Source organism: Pedobacter terrae (genome assembly GCF_036946585.1).
Classification (GTDB): domain Bacteria; phylum Bacteroidota; class Bacteroidia; order Sphingobacteriales; family Sphingobacteriaceae; genus Pedobacter; species Pedobacter terrae_C.
Genome location: NZ_JAQIIV010000006.1, coordinates 93,107 through 114,100, shown reverse-complemented (window position 1 = coordinate 114,100; position 20,994 = coordinate 93,107). Strand labels below are relative to the sequence as shown.

Sequence of the window (20,994 nt, the reverse complement as noted above, 5' to 3'; positions counted from 1 at the left end):
GCACTAGCAAAATCCATCACTGAAAGCCAGCGCAATGCAGTCGCGAACCCGAGCTTCAGCGAAGTTAAATCCATTCAATAATTCCTCCAAGATATCGTCACCCTGAACTCGTTTCAGGGTCTTTCAGTCGAGATAACGACTAGTCTATTATAGTTAGCTGTACAATAACATACCCCCAGCTTTGCATTCTTCGCGATAAAACTTTGCGAACTTTGTGGTTAAAAAGAGCACGATTTTTTTATTTTTTATACAGCGTATAAGTTTTCCCCACGTCTGTTTTAATATCATACAATTGCGTTTCTGGCAAAGCAACGGTTACAGCAGGTGCCAGTTTGGAAATTCCAGGTTTTGGGGTTTCTGTAATAAAGAAAAAAGGATTTTGATTCTCACCAGTGGCCTTTTTGGCTTCAAGTTTGGATAAATTTAATTCATTAGGTACCCTGATCCTTAAGTTTCCTCCTAAATGAGATTTGATTACCAATTTAGTAATCCTACCATTTATCCATTCCAGTTTGACAATCTCAAATCCACCCTTTGCTCTTAAACCGTTAACATGCCCACTCGCCTTCCATACATCTGGTAGTGCAGGTAAAAGTTGAATGGCACCGTTATCTGATTGCATCAGCATCTCCGCGATACCCGAAGTACATCCAAAATTACCATCAATCTGAAAAGGCGGGTGTGCGTCAAAAAGATTATTGTAAGTACCTCCACTTGCTCGGTTTCCTCCCACGGGCGTTAACTGGTTCTGAATAAGTTTATAGGCGTGGTTTCCATCCAGCAGCCTTGCCCACCAGTTTACTTTCCATCCCATGCTCCAGCCTGTAGAAACATCGCCGCGCTGCAACAGTGTTTTTTGGGCTGCAGCATACAATTCTGGTGTATGGTATGGCGATATTTGAGCGGAAGGAAATAAGCCATATAAGTGAGATACATGCCGGTGGTTATCGTTTGGATCATCAATATCATCAATCCATTCCTGCAACTGGCCATATTGTCCAACCTGCATTGGCGGCAGCTGGCTGCGCATCTTTTTCAACGTATCCATCAACGCTTTATCTTCACCCACAATTTCTCCTGCGCGAATAACGGTACTAAAAACATCATATACAATTTGATTACTCATGGTTGTTCCGGCGTCGAGCGAAGAACCCTGATGCGCTGGAGGTGCATTTTCAGGAGACATATCGGGGTTAATCACCAAAAATCCTCTTTTTGGATCTTTAACCAGGAAATCAACATAAAACATGGCTGCCCCTTTTAAAGTTGGATAGGCTGATTTAAGAAACGACTGATCTCCGGTGTAAAGATAGTGTTCCCAAAGGTGCTGACTGGCCCAACCGCCGCCATGCGTCCAGGCGCCCCAGAATGCACCATCAACCGCACCAGTAGTCCTCCAGATATCTGTATTGTGATGAGCCATCCATCCCCTGGCGCCGTACATATCGTGCGCAGTTTGTTTTCCGGTTTCTCCCAGTTCCTGAACCATTTTTAAAAAAGGCTCATGCAATTCGGCCAGATTTGTTTTTTCGGCAGGCCAATAGTTCATCTCTGCGTTAATATTGATCGTATACTTACTGTCCCATGGTGGATATAATTTATTGTTCCAGATGCCCTGCAGGTTAGCAGGCTGTCCGCCAGGCTGAGAACTCGAAATAAGCAGATAACGTCCATATTGGAAATACAGGGCTGCAAACTGCGGATCGTTAACTGAGTTAAAATTCTTGAGCCTGATATCTGTAGGAACATATTCAAAATCGCTTTTGCCCAGTGATAGATCTACCCGATCAAAATATTTGTGATATTGTAATTGATGTGCTTTTAAAACGGTCTCAAATTTTTTAGGTAAAACACGGCTTAACATTTCCCTGGCCTTTAACTTTTCATCCCCGCTAACATCCTTATAATTGATAAAGCTGGTGGCAATAGCCAAATAAATGGTTACCGCATTGGCATTTTCTACCACAATGGTACGCTCGGTACTGGATATCTTACCACCGCTGTTTTTAAATCCCGCAAGCCCGTTAAAGCGGACAAGTCCCGGCACACCCTCGTGCGCAGTGGAGGTTCCGGTAATTTCAATTTGCCCTGGCACTAGCGTATTAACTTTCGCATTAGGCTGCAGGGATGATAACGAAGCCGTAAAGCTTAATGTACCTGGTTTACTCGAGCGAAGCTCAACCGCAATTACGCCATCAGCCAGTGAAGCCAGCACACGCCGGGTGTAAATAACATCTTTTACCTGATAAGTGGTGGTGCTTAACGCATTACTGATGTCTAATTCGCGGTAAAAATTGGTATAGGCTTGATGACCAGCAAAATCAAGGTGCAAATCTGCAACAGGTTGAAAAATCTGTCCCTGCGACTTTTTACTGATGATCACTTTGTTGGCAAGCAGTTCTACCTGCTTTTGTTTACCTTCAAAAATCAGCTTTCTAATGCGTTCCAATGAATCTAATGCCAAAGGATTATCATTTCTATTCGGGCTACCGCTCCAAAGACTATGTTCATTTAACTGAATAATTTCATTCACCACATTGCCGTAAACCATCGCGCCAAGCCGTCCGTTGCCCACAGGTAATGCATTCTCCCAGATTTGGCCGGAAGGACTATTATACCATAATTTTAACTTTGGCTTTTGCTGGGCAATGCTTGATAAAACAACTGTGATGAAGAGCAGCAGGGTCGCAAATTTTTTCATGGAAAAGAATAATCTTCGTTAAGGATTTAGATTATACTTTTGAAATGCAGCCTGATCAACCGGTTTAAACAACAACTGACTAAATAGATACAGATCATTTTTCCATACTTTAAAATCATGTACACCTGGTTCAACATAATAAATATGGGGAACATCTTTTTCTACCAGATACTCGTGGGTACGTTGAGAGAAATTAAGCAATCTATCGTTATCACCGCAGGAAATCCAGAGCAACTTAAGCAGGGTTTTAGCTTTTACCGGATCTGGTACTAATTCTGCGGGTACTTTGGTATTTGGCGCAGAAGAAAAACCGCCAACCCAGGCAAATGTATCCAAATTACCCAAACCAAAATTTAAGGATTGCCCGCCGCCCATAGACAATCCGGCAAGGGCACGATGTTCCCTATCTTTAAAAACAGGATAATTTTTTTCTACGTATGGAATCAGATCCTGCAACAAATCCTTTTCAAAGGTTGCAAAGGCATTAACTTTATCTGGAGCCATAATATTTCCGGTAGCACGGTCATCTTTCATCGCCCTACCGTTCGGCATCACCACCAGCATCTGTGCAAGCTTTCCCGCAGCGTACAGGTTATCAAAAATTACCTGAGGTTTACCGCCGTTCAGCCATTCCTTTTCATCGCCGCCAATCCCGTGGAGCAGATATAAAACCGGGTATTTTTTGGTTTTCAGGTAACCTGGAGGGAAATAAATAGTAGCTTTCCTGGTTACCCCAACAGTTTTTGATGCATACTGGATCGTATCTATTTTTCCATGAGGGATGTTTTCCTGGTTAACATCAAAACCTGCAGGTGCTGTAGAAATTTGCTTTTGTGCGAAAGCTGCAGTTTGAATAAAAAGCAATGTGGCAAAGATGGAGATTAATCGTTTCATTTGAATTGGTTAGCGGTGGTTGGCAGAAATATGGGAGTAACTGCCACAATTAATTATTACTACAAACTTATTGCATCGCGCCGCAGCATGATGGAACCATTGATTATTTTGAGTGCAAAAATGTTCAAAAATGCCTTTGAGCAGAATAAATCATCATTTATTTAAAAATCTTTAATGAACTTCGGTTTAACGATACTGTTCAGAAAAAGGTATCTGACCGGAAGCGTCTCGTAATTAACCGACTTTAAACATCAACTAAGCTAAGAAAAAATTAGCAGGGTTAAGCTTTTTAGCGATCTGTTGCAGAAAAAAGTCAAAATGGTTGCGGGTATAACATTTTACAGGACCAAACCTAAAAACCAAATATGAAAAACAACCTTAAAGAGCGGCGATATATTACTGCTCAACGTAAAAAGCAGATAGGAAATGCGATGATCTGCAGTTTTAAAATCTTTGAAAACCATACCATTTTGCCATGAAAATGATCCAGACCATGCGTTGGTATGGACCTGACGATATCGTTACGCTCGACTACGTCCAGCAGGCAGGCTGTACGGGTGTGGTAACTGCTTTACATCACATTGCCGTTGGCGAAATCTGGTCAGAGGAAGAAATATTATTCCGAAAATCACTTATTGAATCTGCTGGGCTGGTATGGGAAGTGGTAGAAAGTTTACCTGTACATGAAGACATCAAAAAGCGGCAAGGCGAGTATCAACAATGGATTGAAAATTATAAAATTAGTCTGAAAAATCTGGCCAACTGCGGAATCAAAGTGATTACCTATAATTTTATGCCAGTGTTAGACTGGATGCGGACCGATTTAAAATTTAAAACACAAACCGGCGCACTTGCTTTACGGTTTGAGAAAACAGCTTTCATTGCCTTTGACCTTTATTTGCTAAACCGACCTGGCGCAAGCGCTGATTATACGGCGCAGGAATTGGAAGATGCCAAAAATTTCTTTAGTAAACTCAATGCACAGGAGCAAAACACCTTGATGAACAACTGTTTGCAAGGATTGCCTGGCAGTAAAGATCATTTTACCAGAGATCAGGTCCTTGCTTTGTTAAAAGGATATCAAAACATTTCAGCAGAAACACTGAGTGATAATTTAGTTAGTTTTTTGCAGGAAATCACGCCAACAGCTGACCAAAGCGGGCTACAATTAGCCATCCATCCGGATGATCCTCCCTACCCGATTTTAGGTTTACCAAGAATTATGAGTACAGAAGCGCATGCACAAAAAATACTACAGGCTGTGCCTGCGCCTTCTAATGGACTTTGCTTTTGTAGTGGTTCTTTTGGTGCGCGGCCAGATAATGATTTAAAAGGGATGATTGAACGTTTAGGAGGCAAAATCTATTTTCTACATCTGCGCAGTGTTCAGCGGGAAGATAACGGCAACTTTTATGAAGCCAACCACCTGGAAGGAAATGCGGAGATGAGTGTTTTGGTCACCGCTATCCTAAAACTTATGCTTGCCCAGAACCGTGCCATCCCTATGCGGCCTGATCATGGACACCAAATGCTTGATGATTTAGATAAAAATCCTTACCCTGGCTACTCTGCTATAGGAAGACTAAAAGGCCTTGCAGAACTACGCGGACTTGAATTAGGCATTAGCGAAACTTTAAAAACAGAAAATTTAACTCAGTAAATGCCCGGGCAACTTTTAATCAGGTTTAAATTTAAAAATCAATAAAAACCCGGACATATTTCTTCAATAACCAAATACTATTATGAAAAAAATCCTTTATTTATTCTTGTTATGCTTCACTACTCAGGCATTTGCACAGATCAAATTTACCAATCCCATTCTTGCTGGTTTTTATCCCGATCCAAGTATCACTAAGGTAGGTTCTGACTATTACCTGGTTAATTCCACCTTTTCTTATTTTCCTGGTATCCCCGTTTTTCACAGTAAGGACTTAAAAAATTGGAAACAGATTGGAAATGTAATTGAGCGGAATTCGCAGATGACTTTTTTTGGCGATGGTACCTCCCGCGGGTTGTTCGCGCCTTCTATCAATTACCATAAGGGGACTTTTTACATGACTTGTACCAATATAGATAAGGGCGGAAATTTTGTAATGACAGCTAAAAATCCTGCAGGTCCATGGAGCGATCCGGTATGGCTACGCGAAGTAAGGGGAATAGATCCATCGCTATTTTTTGATGAGGATAAAGCCTATATTGTTTACAATAGTGATGCTCCAGACAATAAACCCCTTTACAGTGGCCACCGTACCATACGCACCTTTGAATTCGATCCTGCAACTCTCAAAGTTGTGGGTACTGAACACTTGCTGGTAAATGGTGGAGTAGATATTTCGAAAAAGCCAGTATGGATCGAGGGACCACACATTTTTAAACGCGGAGACTGGTATTATATCTGCGCTGCCGAAGGTGGAACAAGTGTTAATCATTCACAGGTTATACTTAGAAGTCGGTCTGCTATCGGCCCGTATGTACCTTATGAAAAAAATCCAATTCTCACACAGCGGGATTTAGACCCCAACCGCCCGAACCCGATTACCTCTACAGGTCACGCAGAATTGGTTGAGGGACCTGATGGAAAAACTTACGCCATTTTTCTTGCCGTGCGTCCATACGAAGGAAATTTTTACAACACCGGAAGAGAAACTTTTATAGCGCCAGTTAAATGGACCGATGGATGGCCGATAATCAATCCAGACTTTAAAGAAGTACAATATCAATATGAGGCGAATTTTAAAGAGGTTAAACTAAAGGGAACTCCACCGCAAAGCGGTAACTTTTCTTATCGCACCACTTTTGATAGAGGTTTGGATCCATCGCTATTATTTTTAAGAAAAAACGACAGCTCATGGTACAAACTGGATAAGAAAAATGGGCTAACGATGAAACTCAAGCCCGAAACCTGCATGGAAAAAACAAATCCGGCTTTCCTCGGAAAAAGACAGCAACACATGTTCTGTTCGGCGAGTACAACACTTCATTTTTCACCAAAATCTGAAAATGAGAAAGCGGGCTTAATGATTTTCCAGGGGGAGTATAATTTTTATTTCATGTGTAAATCCGTTAAAGAAAATAAAGGCGTCATTCAGCTTTTTAAAGGCGATAAGGCCGCAAACCAAATGGTATTACTTAAGGAATTACCGCTCTCTAATTCATCAGCCGATCTTCAGCTGGAGATTGAAGCCAAAGGTGGTCTTTATGACTTCAAATATCGTCAGGGAAATAGTGGCGAATGGTTGACGCTGAAAAAAGATGTTGATGGCAAGTATTTAAGCACGCAGGCTGCCGGCGGATTTATCGGATCGCTTTTTGCATTGTATGCCACATCTTCTGGTCAACCAAGCGATAACCAAGCCAGCTTCAAATGGATTGATTACAGTGGGAATGACAATATTTATCATTCGAAATAACAATCTATAGATTTTATAGAAAATCCGTCATTGCGAGGAGGAACGAAGAAACCTTCTCGCATTGGCGATCACGCTTTTGGTTCGTCACCCTGAACTTCCGCCCGGCCAGTCGGACGGGTGTTTCAGGGTCTTTTATTCAAAGGTAGATCTCGCCGCCGAAAATCCGGACAGACTATTTGTAGAAAAAGCTTCCGCGTAACGACCATCACTCATGCAATTCGCCACCTTGAGGAATAATTTATCGTATAAAAATCAATAGGAGTAATAAATAAATTTTTATTGGGTTTAATAACCCCCTAAAGAAATCGTCATTCCCAACTTGATTGGGAACCATGGTGTGCTCATGAATACAACTAAATAAATAAACACTCATGAATAATCTTAATGCAAACGCTTTAAGATTCCCGCATGCGCGAGAATGAAGGACAAGTTAACAGGAACCTGTTGATTGAAACAAGTTCCTGTTCTCAAAAAGGTTTAGCTCAACCCTAATCACTAAAAAATTAACTGCTTAAGCAATTAACTTTTATTCGGTTTTATAAGCTCAATTGTTCCGTCTTTTAGGTGTTTCAGCTCGGTTACTTTTACATTTCTTAAATGTGTTTTTCCCGAAAGCTGAGTATCATGATAAAAGATATACCACTTACCTTTAATTTCAACAATAGAATGATGTGTCGTCCAGCCCTCTACAGGTGTCATGAAGGTGCCTTGGTATTTAAAAGGTCCCCACGGACTATCTGAAATGGCTGATGCCAGGTAATGCGTATCGCCTGTTGAATAAGTAAAATAATACTTCCCATTGTATTTATGCATCCAGGCACCCTCAAAAAACCGACGATCGTGATCTTTTGTAAGCATTTGTTTGCCTTGCGGATCTAAAATAACCACATCTTTCGCTTTACCATCAAAAGCCATCATATCCTTGCTTAATTTCGCAACTTTCGCAGTCAAAGCAGGTTCATTTTCTTTTTCAGAATCAGTCTTTGAACCATTCGGATCATATTTGCCATCTTTCCAGCGCTGAAGCTGTCCACCCCAAATTCCGCCGAAATATAGGTAACTACTGCCATCAGTATCGGTAAAAACTGCCGGATCAATACTAAAACTGCCTTCGATCGGTTCTTTAGCAGCTTTAAATGGTCCAACCGGATTCTTCGATGTGGCCACTCCTATCCTAAAGACATCATTTTTATCCTTAACAGGAAAATAGAGATAATAGGTGCCATTTTTATAGGCTGCATCTGGCGCCCATAATTGCCTTCCCGCCCATGGAATATCACTTACAGATAATGCAGTTTCATGAACGGTCACCTTACCTCCGATACTGTCCATACTCAGAATCCGGTAATCTTTCATATCAAAGTGATCGCCATTGTCATTTTCTTTCACACCCGATTCTATATCGTGCGATGGGTAAATGTAAATTTTACCGTTAAATACATGTGCAGAAGGGTCTGCAGTATAGATTTCCTTCACCAGCGGCTCTGAAAGATAGTGTTTCTTCTCCGTTTTTGAAGTTTCACTCTCCGCTGAACGCTTGTTTTGTTCCTGGCAGGAACTCCCTAAAGCAACCATTAGGGCAATGGCCAAAGCAGATTGGCACTTAATGTTTAGACTCATTTTTATTCATTTTTGGTTAAATACGATTACCTAAAAAACTTTATCCTATTCAGATGGTTCAACATCATTTACATAGGAATTAAAACCTATCGAATTACCGCTATCTATAGGCAACACAATCCCATAATTTCGGATAAAATGGATTCAAGAATCATGGGAGGGACAAAAGATAAAACTATGCGAAAAGAAGAATTTATCATGGAAACTTTGAATAATATGCTAGCAGAAATGTTGATTATCAATTCGAAAAATCTCCTTGCTAATTAATTATTTCATTGTGCCGCCAATACAAACCTATAATTTAACAAATTCGGTTAGTTAACAATAAGCAAGGGTATGACTAGCTAAGTTTTTAATCATATGAGCATTTTTTATGATGAAAAGTGCTACTGCTGATCTGCGGCTTTTAATACTTTAGCATGAGGTATAAAAGATAAATCAGTATGAAAAAATTAATCGCAAACAGGCTAGAACAGGCCATAACATATTCAAACAAAACCATTGGAATAAGATTAGGAATTATCGTGTTACTTGCATTAATGCTCTGGAATAGTGAAAAATCTTATGCACAAGACCCTAAATTATATGTGTTTTTGAGTTTTGGTCAATCTAATATGGAGGGCAATGCGCCTTTCGAACCTCAAGATACCACAGTGAGTGATAGATTCAGGGTGCTCCAGGCAATTGATTGCGTGGAATTAGGTAAAAAAAAGGACAATTGGTACACGGCTAAGCCACCATTATGCCGATGCAAAACTGGGTTAACGCCAATGGATTATTTTGGCAGAACCCTTTTGGATTCATTGCCTAAAGATGTACGCATCGGCGTGATTAATATCGCAGTTGGCGGTTGCAAAATTGAATTATTTGATAAAGATTCTTATCAAACCTATACAGCTACCGCACCAGATTGGATGAAGTCGGCCTTAAACGCTTACGGTGGAAATCCATATGGACGCTTAGTGGAATTGGCTAAAATTGCACAAAAATCAGGACTAATAAAAGGCATTCTGATGCACCAGGGTGAATCGAATACCGGAGATCAGGAATGGCCTAAAAAAGTGAAAGCAGTTTATGATCATCTCATCAAGGACTTACATTTAAATCCATCAACTACACCCCTTTTGGCTGGTGAAGTGGTTCATGCAGATCAGGGAGGAACATGCGCATCAATGAATAAAATTATCGCAACCTTGCCAACAATCATTCCCAATGCACACATCATATCTTCAGCTGGCTGTACCGCTGCAGCGGATCACCTACATTTCAATGCACAAGGCTATCGTACGCTTGGCGAGCGTTATGCTAAAACAATGCTGTCCTTGTTAAAATAATATCAGAATAATGCAGAAAAAAATCTTTGGAATATCGTTTTTGATGGCCCTATTGCCAGTATTAATCAGCTTCGCCCAAAACCCGATCATCCAGACTTATTATACCGCTGATCCGGCACCAATGGTTCACAACGGAACCGTTTACCTGTACACTTCCCATGATGAAGATATTACCATAAAAAACTTTTTCACCATGAACAATTGGCGATGTTATTCTTCAAAGGACATGGTTAACTGGACTGACCATGGTGCTATTTTATCTTATAAAGATTTTAGCTGGTCGCGTGGTGATGCATGGGCGGGCCAATGCATCTTCAGAAATGGAAAATTCTATTATTATTTACCTGTAAATCAAAAAAATGGCGGAAACGCAATCGGTGTTGCCATCTCAGACAAACCAACCACAGGCTTTAAGGATGCATTGGGCAAACCCTTACTTTCGGGCTTTGGTTATATTGACCCCAGTGTTTTTATTGACGATGACGGGCAGGCTTATTTATATTGGGGCAATCCCCAATTGTATTATGTAAAACTGAATAAGGATATGATTTCCTATGATGAAAAAGTTGGGATCGTAAAAGTGCCGCTTACCAAACAAGGCTTTAGTGCAAGAAAAAAAGATGCAGAAAAGCGGCCATCCGAATATGAGGAAGGACCATGGTTTTTTAAAAGAAAAAATAAATATTACCTGCTTTATCCAGCTGGGGGCGTTCCTGAACATCTGGCTTATTCTACCAGCTACGGGCCTACCGGACCCTGGGTATATGGAGATACGATTATGAAAGTGATTGAAGATCGTGGCGCTTTTACCAATCATCCGGGTTATATCGATTTTAAAGGACAATCTTATTTATTTTATCATGATGGGTCTTTACCCGGAGGTGGTGGCTTTAAGCGTTCGGTTTGTATTGAACCTTTCAATTTTAACCCTGATGGATCGATCCCGAGAATTAACCGCACCCAATCAGGCGTATTAAAAAGCGCCGCAAAACTGAATCCATTTAGTCGTGTTGAAGCAGAGACGATTGCTTGGTCTGTAGGTGTTAAAACAGCTAAAGATAGCTTAACAAGTGTTATTTATGTATCCAATATTGACGATGGGGATTACATTAAAATCCGTAGTGTAGATTTTGCCAAAGGTGCAAATAAGTTTGAAGCTACTGTTGCTGCACAAACTTCAAAAGGAAATATAGAAGTTCGGGCAGACAGTTTAAACGGTAAGCTGTTAGGTAACCTGGAGGTAAAATCAACCAAAGGCGCCCAGGATTGGAAAGCCCAGCTTTGTAAAATAAACCAGCTGACAGATGTACACGACCTTTATTTGATATTCAAAGGCGAAGGTAACAACCTCTTTAATTTTGATTCCTGGCGTTTGATCCAATGATAAGTAAGTTGTTTTTACTGCCCGGAGGTTGCCAATATTAAAAGCAGCTTCAACCTTCCTGAAGATTAACTTTTTAAGTAAACTGTTAATCTTTTGATTGAATTGCAATGTAGTTGATGATTGATACGGAAAAAAGATCTTGAAAAAATAATAAACGTTATCGTAACATTTAATTTTTTTTCCTAATTTCCAGTTTTCAAAATAATCCGATCAATCTAAACCAAATAAACTTATCCTGTTGTGATGAATACCCCCAAATCTTTAACCATAAATTACTTCAAAGGCATTTTAATGGCAATGGCATTAGTTGCCAGTCACGTTTTATCTTTTGCCCAAGACCTGAATGTTAGTAGTCCAGATCAGAAATTGACGGTTAAGCTTTATTTAAATGAAGGTAAACTTTTTTACAATGTAACATTACAGGGAAAAGAAATGCTTGAGCAATCTCCTTTGGGGCTTCGCGGAAGGCAGATGGATCTATCATCTGGTCTAAAACTGACTGGTAAGCAATTACGAAGAATAGATGAGCGCTACAATGAAACTAAAATTAAGATGAGCAGTGTAAACTATCAAGCAAATGAGCTCACCTGTAAGTTTGAAAACGCTACTAGAAATCAACTTGAAGTCGTATTTCGTGTGAGTAATAACGACATCGCTTTTAGGTACCAGGTTCCCCAGACCGGTGAACCTGCAACCTTTGTTATTGAAGAAGAATTAAGCGGATACAAATTCCCTGCAAATACCACCACATTTTTAACCCCGCAAGCTACACCGATGATTGGCTGGATGAAAAGTAAGCCAAGCTATGAAGAAGAATACAATCCCGATCAGGCCATGGGCGTTCCATCAAAATATGGTGTAGGTTATACTTTTCCTGCCCTTTTCCATTTAGGGAATGATGGATGGGTATTGCTCTCAGAAACAGGGGTAAATTCGCTATACTGCGGATCAAAGCTGAGCGAAGGGACTAAAGATGGTCATTACAAAATTGCTTTCCCCGAGCAAGGTGAAAATAATGGCATTGGTAGTGCAAATCCAACCATATCCTTACCAGGAAACACCCCCTGGCGTACCATTACCGTAGGGCGTACACTTAAACCTATTGCCGAAACAACTGTGCCATTTGATGTGGTAGAGCCACAATATCCGGCATCAAAAAACTATACTTTTGGCCGCTCTACCTGGAGCTGGCTGTTATGGCAAGATGAAAGCATCAATTTCGAAGATCAGAAAAAGTTTATCGACCTTTCTGCAGCCATGGGTTATGAGCTGGTACTGATTGATAACTGGTGGGATAGCAGGATCGGCCGAAAAAAAATAGAAGAGCTGGTTGCCTACGGCAAAGCGAAAGAGGTTGGCATTGCCTTGTGGTATAATTCTAACGGATTTTGGAACGATGCGCCACAAACGCCTAAATATAAAATGAATACGGCTTCTGCAAGAAAACAGGAAATGGCATGGATGCAAAAAATTGGCATAAAAGGGATTAAAGTAGACTTTTTTGGTGGCGATAAACAGGAAACCATGAAACTTTATGAAGATATTTTAGCTGATGCCAACACTTTCGGCTTAACGGTTATCTTCCATGGCTGTACCGTGCCCAGAGGTTGGGAAAAAATGTATCCCAACTATGCGGGAAGTGAGGCTGTGTTGGCCTCGGAGAATCTGATATTTGGTCAACATGCAAATGATAATGAAGCTTTCAATGCCAGCCTTCACCCCTTTATCCGCAATGCTGTAGGCGCAATGGATTTTGGTCCTGTTCTTTTAAACAAACGCCATAACAGAAAAAATGATGGCGGAACCATTAGAAAAACAACCGAAACCTTTCAGGTGGCAACTGCGGTCCTTTTCCAGAATCCCATACAAAATTTTGGCATTACCCCGAATAACCTCGGCGATGTTGCGCCTCATATCATCGATTTTATGAAAAAAGTGCCTACCACCTGGGATAATACAGTATTTCTTGATGGATATCCGGGAAAATATTGTGTATTGGCACGCCGTCATGGAGATACCTGGTACATTGCAGCTATAAATGCTGAAAAAACCGAAAAAACAGTAGACATTTCGCTTCCGATGGTGGCTGGTACAGATATCACCTTATATGCAGATGCCGAAGACCGTTCGCCTCAAGTAAAACAGTTGAAAATAAATAAGGCAAAACAGTTAAAACTAAAAATTTTACCGGGCGGGGCAAATGTGATTGTGGCGAAATAGATTTATTATTCTGGCATTACATGAACTGGACCAGTACAGTTGCAATGAATCTTCGTCCGAAAGCTCCTATCGGATGAAGATTTTTTTATTGGGCTATCCTAAATTGATTTCTCAAATGTCATCCTGAGGATTGATTTATGTGATAAAAATCAATACGATTGACAGAAGTATTTTGATGAACTATAGGCTGGCAATTTTAAAACGATTGCTACTAGCGAGCGCAGTAAGATTGCTTCGTTCCTCGCAATGACGATTTTGATTTGGGGTATCCTAAATTTGGTTCTAGAATACCATACTGAGCGAAATCGAAGGATCATTAGCCAAATTATCCAGTCACAGAAAGTATCTTAAAACCGGAGTGCGCTAAAAAATACTCCTCATGAGCCTCTCAAACCAGCTTTTTAATTAAGCATCAATTATCCAAAAATTTATTTCTCAAATGCCATCCTGAGCGGACTCGAAGATCTTTTAGCTAAATTAATTTTGATTACAGGAACAGGGCCAATGCTCGGCTTGTAACGATATTAAAAGATTGTTTGAAAACTATCTCTGGCAAAATCTGATATATAAGCAATCTTTTCCTACCTGGCTGCTAAAAAAACGTAAAACTTCTAGGAGTATTTTTATGTAACAAAACTGAAACATTCATATTGTACCTGTGTTATTCCTCCAATAAAAATGAACAATATGAATAACAATTTTACAAAATCTACGATGTTGATCGCGTTATTAAGTCTATCAACTCAACTATTTGCGCAAGAAACACCGACAACTTCAGAAAGATTTGGAAAACAATCTTTAAGGACTTGGAGCGTGGGAGCGCATGGCGGTATCCTAAGCCAAAATACATTTTTAGGTAGAGGAAGTGTTAAAGCAAGAGAATTTAAAAGTATTGGTTACGGTGCCTTCATCAAAAAGCAAATTTTACCAGCCCTAGGTTTACAAGCCGATTTTCTTCGTGGAGAGATTAAAACCTTAAATAGTACCAGCACGATTGAACAAGTGAACAGCATCAACTGGTCTGGTTCCCTTACCGCAGTATTAAATATTGCCAACTTTAGCCTGAACACCCAGAATGCAGTATTGATCCCCTACGTTAAAGCGGGTGCAGGATACATGTCATCAGATTCAAAAGTAGCTAATGTTGATGTGTTTACCGATAGAGAAGGATGGTATATCCCAACAGGAGTTGGATTTAAATTCGGAGTAGCCAAAGGAATCAATATTGATTTAGGTTATGATATCAATTTCATTAAATCTTCTCCTACTGTTAAAAATGCATATAACGAAAGTAGATTCTCTTATGCGCATGCAGGGTTAGAATTTGCGCTAGGGAACAAAGAAAATTCTCAATTGCAAAACTACAGTGCGGTTGCCGACCTAAGAAAACAAAGTGCTGAAGAAAGTGCTGAATTAAGAAGGGCATTATCTACAGCCGAGCAAAATGCTGCTAGAGATCGTGAGCAATATGCCAAAGATTTAGGCGATGATGATAATGATGGCGTGGCCAACAAATTTGATAAATGTCCAGGTACCGCAGCCGCAACAGTGGTAGACGGATCTGGCTGCCCGATAGCCGTTACGCAAACCGTGATTAAAGAAACAACGGTGGTAACCGAAGCAGACCGCAAAATTGTAAGAGATGCCATTTCAAATCTTGAATTTGATTTAGGTAAATCAACCATCCGGGCAAAATCTTACACCACATTAAATCGTGTAGCTGCATTGTTAATCGAGAAAAACTTCAGCTTGAAGTTAGCCGGCCATACCGATAATACAGGTGGAAGAGAATTAAATCTGCGCTTATCTAAAGAAAGAGCAGAATCAGTTAAAGCTTATCTGGTTTCACAAGGCGCAAATGCATCCAGAATCGAAGCAACTGGTTATGGCCCTGATCAACCGATCGCAAGCAACAAAACTGCCGCAGGCCGTCAGGAAAACCGTCGAGTAGAATTCACCTTATATTAATTTTTATACACAATCAATCATGAAAAATTTTTTAGCAACAGTAATTATTTCTGCAACTACCATTTTTGCGGCAAATGCCCAGATCCAAAAAGGCAACGTAATGGTTGGAGGCAACCTAACCAACATTAACCTTGGTTTGGATGATCCAAAAATATTCAGTGTAGACATCACCCCGAAAGCAGCCTGGTTTGTACAGGACAATGTTGCGGTGGGAGGTTATGTGAATTTTGGTTTAAAAACAGCAAAAAATTCCAGCACAACAACCAGTTACGGAGTTGGTGCATTAGGTCGCTATTATACCGGAAAGGATGTTGAAGTATTACGTCATGGACGTTTATTTGCAGAAGCTACTGTTGGTATTGGCGGTGTTAATGTGAGCAATGGCGGTGGCAACACCAACGGATTAAACTTAAGCGTTGGTCCGGGTTTTGCCTACTTCATTACACCAAATATTGGTCTTGAAACCTTATTGAAATATAATGGCCTGGTTGGTTTTGGAAGCGCAACAACCCAAAATAACCTGAACCTTTCATTCGGATTTCAGATTTACTTGCCAGGACAAAGAACGGCGAACAAAGTTAAAAGAGACGTCACTAATTAAAACGAAAAATCAGAAGCTGCTTCCATTAGAAAGCAGCTTCTTTTTTAAAGGACAAATCATTGACTTTCACCACATCTAAATTCACGGTACACTTTTTTTATAAAAACAATCTAACAAAATCATCAAAGCAATGACTACAGGAAAAAAAATCGGAACCATTGCAGCAATAATTGGCATTGTGCTGGTTATCGGCTTAGTTTATTATAACTACTTTTTTGTATTTGGTGAAGGGGTAAAAGCCGGGGAGCTGAATTATATTGTTAAAAAAGGATATATTTTCAAAACCAATGAGGGGAAACTGATTCAAAGTGGTGTCCGTTCCAGACAAATGGGCACGCTGGAAAACAATGAATTTGAATTTTCTGTAACTGATGAAAATATAGCTAAACAAATGATGGGAAACAGCGGTAAATTTTATGAGCTGCATTATAAAGAATATAAGCGGAGCCTGCCCTGGAGAGGATTTAGCCGATATGTGGTAGATAGCGTATATGCTGCTAAAGATGTTCAAAGCAGATAAGGCATAGCCAATTCTCAAAAAGACAATTGAATATTAATCTTAAATAATAAAACAATGGACAAATTAGAATTAAAAGGCGCCTGGAATGAGCTTAAAGGAAAAGTTAAACAGGCCTACGCAGATTTAACCGAAGATGATTTAAAGTATGAGGAGGGAAAAGATGATGAGCTCTATGGCAAACTGCAACAAAAAACAGGTAAAACCCGCGAACAGGTTGTAGATTGGTTAAAATCTTTGTAAAAGAAGATTTTAGGCTGTATCATAATTATAAAATTGTCATCCATAAGAATAATTATTTTATAAAATCAATATGAATGACCGCGTAATTTTAAGTAAATAATATCCACAGAGAGATCGTCATCCCAACTTGATTGGAAATCTTAAAACGCTCACATTAAGATTACCGCATACGCGAGAATGACGACCTCACTATTGGATTCTCTAAAAGATAGTTTTTCACAAATTACTACTTCTTCTTTTGGATAATTTTAAAATCACTGAACGCTCCGTAACCGGAAATGTCTCCGTAGGTAGCATGATAAACACCAACCTCTAAAGCACTGCTCATATCATCTCTTTTTATCGGACTACCCGGAAGGTTTACCCAATCCTTTCCATCATGGCTACCACGCATAAAAAATAAATTTCCCTGTCTTTGTATTTGTAAATGACGATAAAAATCCCATCCCGAAAGGTTATTCACCTGTTTGCGTTCACCAGCAGTAAAATTAGTTATAATGTTTCCGACACCCCAGCCTGGCATCACACCGTTTTGTAAAAGCTTTTTCGAATTAGATGGTTCTTTGACCATAATGCCGGCTTCATTTGCGCCATAAGCTTTCTTCTGTTTAAAGCCTAACATATCAGATAGCATCACCTCGGCAACAAAATCGCCTTGCACCTGATTATAAGCAAAAGGTCCAATCGGCATCAATCCATCCCAAAATGTATGATGCGACACCAGTTTTAACACGCCCGCTTGTTGGGTAACCGTATCTGCATTTCCCATGAAACCATCCCAGGATGTACCTTCTAAACCATCCGTTCTTGCTGGAATTGATATGGCCGATCCATTTTGCTTGCTGATCATAAAAAGTGTAGAATCTGTTGTCACCACAGCAGGCAGGGAATTTAAGGTAACATTGCCAAAGTTATCTCTAACCTTTACGGTATAGGTATAGCGCATTTGAGGTGCAACAGAAAAATCAGTATAATCTGTACACTTTAACCATTTCAAGGTACTTTTGTCTCCATCGTATTGGAAAAAGTATTCAAAATTCGTACCTGGCAATGCTGGTTTATTTGCTGCCATGTACACCATATTGGGCGTAATAGCCGATGGCTTCGAGGCAAAAGATGCATGGGTGAGGTTGTTATTTTGTGCCTGTTTCCAAAAATCGAACTCCTGCTTACACCTACTATCATCTAGACTATCATTAAACACTTCAATAGAGGATATGGCCATTGGAGCCCCTTCAGTTGCGGACTCCATGAAAATCCGCTGATCTTTTTGTGGGCTAGGGGCATTAATGTTTTTGGCCATTTTACCATTTACCATTACCTTATATTTTCCCTTGTTATAGGTGCAAATTACCTGCTGCCAATTCCCGGTGCCTAATATCCTTGCCGTTTTATGTCCTAAAAACAAATCTGTTTTTGCACCAGCCTGCGCATAGAGCGAAAAAATGGCAGTAAAGGGTTTTGAAAAATCTAACGTTTCAGCCAATTTGTTTCCAATCAGCAACTGTCCCCTACTACCCAATCTCACCACTATTTTTCCGTTTACATCAGCAACTTCAGCCTTTCCCCGGACTATAATTTCACCTAAAGCAACTCCGTTATTGGTCCAGTGATCTAACTTGCCATAATCAAGACTTTTCGCCTCAACATGTAGCAGTGTATGATTTGGTAGTCCTTTTTCATACGCAGTTTTAATTTGTTCATGACTTAACGGGATATCATAAATTTTTAAGGAAGCCAGTGCACCGGAAAATCCTGCACTTCCATCTTCATTTCCACCGATTAGAAAATGTTTAAGGTTATTGATAAAAAGCATTCTTCTTTCGGTTCTTTCTAATACCCCATCCACATAGATCCGTTCCGTTGTACCATCAAAAACAATGCTGATCAAATGCCATTCATTGGCTTTTGGCACATGTTTGTATCCTAAATCTGCCCAGCCTAAATGACTTACGGCGCCGGCTGTTTTACTATTTCCATAACCTATGGCAGCATTACTTAAATCAACACCACCCCGCCCAGTCCACGATACAATGGTTTCTTCTTTATCAATCTCCGGATTTAGAACCCACATACTTACACTAAAACTGCTGTTTCCAAGCAGCGACTTTGGCGCCAGCGCAGTTGAAGATAAGCGTTCCTGGCCAGTAAATAGCAATGCTCTTTTGCCACTAATCATCGAGGCAATGGGTTTAGTTGCTCCACTAGCCATGAAATATCCACCCAATTTTCCTTTATTTTGAACCTTTGTAACTACAGTATTCGTCTGGAGTTGATCTAATGCCATTTCTACCAATAAACCTTTGGGTTCAAATACATTTAAAGGCTGCCATTTTTTGATTTTAGTATGCATTACAGGCTGGTATTCCGCATGATCAAAGACCTGAATATTCCATATGGCCTTATTCAACCCAGGATATTCCGTCTGTAAAACCATTGTACGCAGATATCTGGCCTTAACATCCCCGAAATCAATCATTGGGCTTCCATGTTGTGTATTTTTACTGCGATCGGCATAAACTTTCCAGTTTTTTCCATCAGCCGAATACATAATTTTATATTGATAATACCATGTAGCGTATTCAAACTGTGTATGAATGCTTTTAACAGGATGTATTTTTCCCAAATCTACCTGCACCCATGCCGGCTCTACATTGCTTTTGCCTTTCCATAAGGTTCCATTATCATCATCGAAGGCAAATTCTGCTTTGAAATGTTCATCATAGCTTGAAGAGGCGGATGCTTTTTTACCCCGTGCTAAATTTGGATGTGGGTTGGCATTTTTGGCCAGATAACCGATTCCAGCGTGGGTAGGCACAATCTTAAGTATATTCCCTTTATCATCAAACTGCATTTTATCAGCAGCAACCTGCCTGTGGTAACCACCATCATTATGCGGATTATTATGCCGATGATACACCAGGTAAAAATCATCACCCTGCTGCAATACAGATTGGTGGCCTGGTCCATGCACCGTTCCATCCTGATTTGTGGCTAAAATAGGATTGTTGGCACCGTATTTAAAAGGCCCCATTGGGTTGGTTGCGGTGGCATATTGAACCCTGTACGTACCATCCTCGCAATAACCTGATGAATAAGTCAAATAATAAATTCCTTTTCTTTTAAACACAAAGGGAGCTTCAAAAAATTCTTTTGCATCGGTATTGGGAATCTGTGCCAGCTTTGAAAAGGATTTCATGTCTGCATTTAAAAGGCCAACACCACAGCCGTGGTTAGGATAAATCCCCCAGGTACCCCAATACATGTAATATTGGCCATCATCATCCTTAAAAGTTTGGCCATCAAGCGTAATTACATTCGGAATCATAAAGTTGGATACAATCGGTTTGCCTTTAGGCAGCAATGATGTCCATGGACCAACAGGGCTATGAGATGATGCCCCAAAAATCTCGACGGGCTGGCAATAGTAAAGATAATACTTACCGTCTGCACCCTGGGTTACATCAGGCGCCCAATAGTGGTGTGTGGTTGGCCAGTTCATATCCTGCATGGTCCAATTCACAAAATCTTTCGATGTCCATACCTGCGAGGGGCCGAAACCACCACCGTTCCCATCGGTCGTGGCATAAATATAATAGGTATCTCCGAACTTCTTTACCGTTGGGTCTGCAAAATATCCTGGTATAATTGGATTTCTGTGTACTATAGTCTCCTTTGCAGATTGTGCCGATACGGCCTGCGCCATAAAGCTTAACAGCAATAAAATAAATTGCTTCAGATATTTTTTCTTCATGATTAGATGTTGTATCCAGGTTGTGAAAATCAGCTGCTACAGGTGAGCCTGTAAATATAAATGATGTGCGAACCAAATTTCCGCTGCATATTAATACATTGTATCAATATTTTAACCTTTCACCTGTTGAATATTCCCTTTTTTAAAGATTCCTAGCGCCTGTTTAAAATTCAATAGTTAATTTCAATGTAAGTATGGACCTGTCGAAGACAAATGTTTTAATATAAATAAGTTATTTTGACAAACTCATTGTTATAGAAATTTAACATCTTCAGCATTAAACAAGGTTAAAATATGCACAATACCTGCAATTTATAAGGTTCTGCCACTCATACTTTTTACCTAATT

The 20,994-nt window shown here is 40.0% G+C and carries 13 protein-coding genes; 9 read left to right on the top strand and 4 right to left on the bottom strand.

What is annotated here, in order from left to right:
- Positions 1–238: 238 nt before the first annotated feature.
- Both PGN18_RS11170 and PGN18_RS11165 read right to left on the bottom strand, forming a co-directional pair.
- Positions 239–2,701: a glycoside hydrolase family 95 protein gene (locus PGN18_RS11170; RefSeq protein ID WP_335319573.1), complete on the bottom strand. Its 2,463-nt coding sequence runs from the start codon at positions 2,699–2,701 to the stop codon at positions 239–241.
- Positions 2,702–2,719: 18 nt separating this feature from the next.
- A complete protein-coding gene (locus PGN18_RS11165) occupies positions 2,720–3,595 on the bottom strand; it encodes an alpha/beta hydrolase (protein WP_335319572.1) in 876 nt (291 codons plus the stop codon).
- A 475-nt stretch (positions 3,596–4,070) separates the two neighbouring features.
- Between PGN18_RS11165 and uxuA the strand changes: the two genes are divergently transcribed.
- Positions 4,071–5,255 carry a mannonate dehydratase gene (uxuA, locus tag PGN18_RS11160; RefSeq protein ID WP_335319571.1) on the top strand — a complete coding sequence of 395 codons (1,185 nt, stop codon included), beginning with the start codon at positions 4,071–4,073 and terminating at the stop codon, positions 5,253–5,255.
- 82 nt (positions 5,256–5,337) lie between these two features.
- Positions 5,338–7,005 carry a glycoside hydrolase family 43 protein gene (locus tag PGN18_RS11155; RefSeq protein ID WP_335319570.1) on the top strand — a complete coding sequence of 556 codons (1,668 nt, stop codon included), beginning with the start codon at positions 5,338–5,340 and terminating at the stop codon, positions 7,003–7,005.
- A gap of 519 nt (positions 7,006–7,524) precedes the next feature.
- On the opposite strand, the gene PGN18_RS11150 is transcribed toward PGN18_RS11155, so the two are convergent.
- Positions 7,525–8,625, bottom strand: a complete 1,101-nt coding sequence (locus tag PGN18_RS11150; RefSeq protein ID WP_335319569.1) for a glycoside hydrolase family 43 protein — start codon at positions 8,623–8,625, stop codon at positions 7,525–7,527.
- A 443-nt stretch (positions 8,626–9,068) separates the two neighbouring features.
- Here PGN18_RS11150 and PGN18_RS11145 point away from each other — a divergent pair, with 443 nt between their 5' ends.
- From PGN18_RS11145 to PGN18_RS11115, 7 genes are all read left to right on the top strand, one after another.
- Positions 9,069–9,959, top strand: coding sequence for a sialate O-acetylesterase (locus PGN18_RS11145; protein ID WP_335319568.1), 891 nt, complete (start codon positions 9,069–9,071; stop codon positions 9,957–9,959).
- Between the two features lie 10 nt (positions 9,960–9,969).
- A complete protein-coding gene (locus tag PGN18_RS11140; RefSeq protein ID WP_335319567.1) occupies positions 9,970–11,343 on the top strand; it encodes a glycoside hydrolase family 43 protein in 1,374 nt (457 codons plus the stop codon).
- Positions 11,344–11,586: 243 nt separating this feature from the next.
- Positions 11,587–13,563, top strand: coding sequence for a glycoside hydrolase family 97 protein (locus PGN18_RS11135; protein ID WP_335319566.1), 1,977 nt, complete (start codon positions 11,587–11,589; stop codon positions 13,561–13,563).
- A gap of 687 nt (positions 13,564–14,250) precedes the next feature.
- Entirely contained in the window at positions 14,251–15,531 is a 1,281-nt protein-coding gene (locus PGN18_RS11130) for an OmpA family protein (protein ID WP_335319565.1), read from the top strand.
- Between the two features lie 19 nt (positions 15,532–15,550).
- Complete coding sequence (locus PGN18_RS11125; RefSeq protein WP_335319564.1) at positions 15,551–16,132, top strand: hypothetical protein; 582 nt, start codon at positions 15,551–15,553, stop codon at positions 16,130–16,132.
- 130 nt (positions 16,133–16,262) lie between these two features.
- On the top strand, positions 16,263–16,652 hold the full coding sequence (locus PGN18_RS11120; protein ID WP_335319563.1) for a hypothetical protein: 390 nt from the start codon (positions 16,263–16,265) through the stop codon (positions 16,650–16,652).
- Between the two features lie 54 nt (positions 16,653–16,706).
- Positions 16,707–16,892, top strand: a complete 186-nt coding sequence (locus PGN18_RS11115; protein WP_055909662.1) for a CsbD family protein — start codon at positions 16,707–16,709, stop codon at positions 16,890–16,892.
- Positions 16,893–17,118: 226 nt separating this feature from the next.
- Here PGN18_RS11115 and PGN18_RS11110 read toward each other — a convergent pair whose 3' ends face one another.
- Complete coding sequence (locus PGN18_RS11110; protein WP_335319562.1) at positions 17,119–20,646, bottom strand: family 43 glycosylhydrolase; 3,528 nt, start codon at positions 20,644–20,646, stop codon at positions 17,119–17,121.
- Positions 20,647–20,994 lie beyond the last annotated feature (348 nt).

Coding starts and splice junctions, on each gene's coding strand:
- PGN18_RS11170 (WP_335319573.1), bottom strand. CDS start 2,701: ATGAAAAAATTTGCGACCCTGCTGCTCTTCATCACAGTTGTTTTATCA.
- PGN18_RS11165 (WP_335319572.1), bottom strand. CDS start 3,595: ATGAAACGATTAATCTCCATCTTTGCCACATTGCTTTTTATTCAAACT.
- uxuA (WP_335319571.1), top strand. CDS start 4,071: ATGAAAATGATCCAGACCATGCGTTGGTATGGACCTGACGATATCGTT.
- PGN18_RS11155 (WP_335319570.1), top strand. CDS start 5,338: ATGAAAAAAATCCTTTATTTATTCTTGTTATGCTTCACTACTCAGGCA.
- PGN18_RS11150 (WP_335319569.1), bottom strand. CDS start 8,625: ATGAGTCTAAACATTAAGTGCCAATCTGCTTTGGCCATTGCCCTAATG.
- PGN18_RS11145 (WP_335319568.1), top strand. CDS start 9,069: ATGAAAAAATTAATCGCAAACAGGCTAGAACAGGCCATAACATATTCA.
- PGN18_RS11140 (WP_335319567.1), top strand. CDS start 9,970: ATGCAGAAAAAAATCTTTGGAATATCGTTTTTGATGGCCCTATTGCCA.
- PGN18_RS11135 (WP_335319566.1), top strand. CDS start 11,587: ATGAATACCCCCAAATCTTTAACCATAAATTACTTCAAAGGCATTTTA.
- PGN18_RS11130 (WP_335319565.1), top strand. CDS start 14,251: ATGAATAACAATTTTACAAAATCTACGATGTTGATCGCGTTATTAAGT.
- PGN18_RS11125 (WP_335319564.1), top strand. CDS start 15,551: ATGAAAAATTTTTTAGCAACAGTAATTATTTCTGCAACTACCATTTTT.
- PGN18_RS11120 (WP_335319563.1), top strand. CDS start 16,263: ATGACTACAGGAAAAAAAATCGGAACCATTGCAGCAATAATTGGCATT.
- PGN18_RS11115 (WP_055909662.1), top strand. CDS start 16,707: ATGGACAAATTAGAATTAAAAGGCGCCTGGAATGAGCTTAAAGGAAAA.
- PGN18_RS11110 (WP_335319562.1), bottom strand. CDS start 20,646: ATGAAGAAAAAATATCTGAAGCAATTTATTTTATTGCTGTTAAGCTTT.